Origin of the sequence: Robertmurraya kyonggiensis (assembly GCF_005116465.1) — a bacterium.
Classification (GTDB): Bacteria; Bacillota; Bacilli; order Bacillales; family Cytobacillaceae; genus Robertmurraya; species Robertmurraya kyonggiensis.
This window is the reverse complement of sequence record NZ_SWBM01000081.1, coordinates 1-1083: the sequence shown is the minus strand read 5'-3', so window position 1 is coordinate 1083 and position 1083 is coordinate 1. Positions and strand designations below refer to the sequence as shown.

Annotated in this window: 2 protein-coding genes; both read right to left on the bottom strand. The window is 42.4% G+C overall.

Translation table 11 applies throughout. The annotated features are described in order from the left end of the window. Positions 1-71: 71 nt before the first annotated feature. Complete coding sequence (locus FA727_RS23875) at positions 72-260, bottom strand: hypothetical protein (protein WP_136833932.1); 189 nt, start codon at positions 258-260, stop codon at positions 72-74. A gap of 53 nt (positions 261-313) precedes the next feature. Next, the gene (locus tag FA727_RS23870) at positions 314-526 is read right to left on the bottom strand and encodes a hypothetical protein (protein ID WP_136833931.1); all 213 of its coding nucleotides are present in this window, start codon (positions 524-526) and stop codon (positions 314-316) included. Positions 527-1083 lie beyond the last annotated feature (557 nt).

Below are 1083 nucleotides of genomic sequence, written 5' to 3'. Positions count from 1 at the left end.
ATCGATATATATTTGTTTTAATATTATGTAAATTTTTCTGAATAAGACAAATATGTGGCAGAACCGCCAATTTAAACTGGCTCAAGTGCGTCATAACGACCTGTTACGATTATCGGACGCACTTCAAACAGTTTAAACTGGTGATCTGTCGAGTGTCCCAAGGACTCCTCGATAAACCACGTTAACTCATATCTTTGCCATACATCAGGATCGTTTTCGGTAAGGAGAACACAACGAACATTATCATTTTTACACAACATACCAAGATTCTTACTTATTACAAGCCAGGTTTTGAAGAGAACTTAAATGCAAGTCAAGCCATTACTAAGAGTTTGATACAAACCAGTCTAGGTAGTTCTATATCACACATATCTACAGCCTCCGGCTTAACCCTAGAATCACCGGGACCACGATGATCTAGGTCTTCTGGATCTTCTTGGTGATCTCCTCCGTAGCTTCTTCTGAAAAACAAAAGGGAGATTCCCTGAGTACGAAGGTACTCAGCAAGACTTACCCGCCTTACCAAAGAAAAGACTCCCAAGGAATATGATTGGGCTTTATGTGGATTTGGCTGACTCGACTCTTTTGCCTAAAAAGCATTACTAAAACTTGATCCTTATATTTTATGTATTTTATGCTCAGTTGAGTTGTTACTTATCCATCTAGGTTATAAAATATTTTGCATACAGGTTGTACTAAGCTCAACCAGCATTTATGAATCACACTGATCTTGTTCAACTTGTTTCCTCTACGATGTTTAACACCTGATCAAGTGCACTCATAACCAAGAGTTGTGTCGATCCGGATCAATGTACATCCTGCAGGAGATACCTAGCCCCCAGTCACGCACAGTCGATCTTACTGTACGCAACAACCTTTCAATCAGCTGGGCCAACGACCGGAAATATCCTTACTCGAACCCGGGAACGCACCCCCACGTGGGCCCCACGTCTGGCGACCACCCCGTGAGTTACAGGCTACGGTCCCGCCTTTCTCCGACCCAGCAAGCACGGGTAAGCGATATTTCCAATCACTGAATCAACTAATCTAATTGGCTTTACTGGTCCCATAACCCAGTAAGAA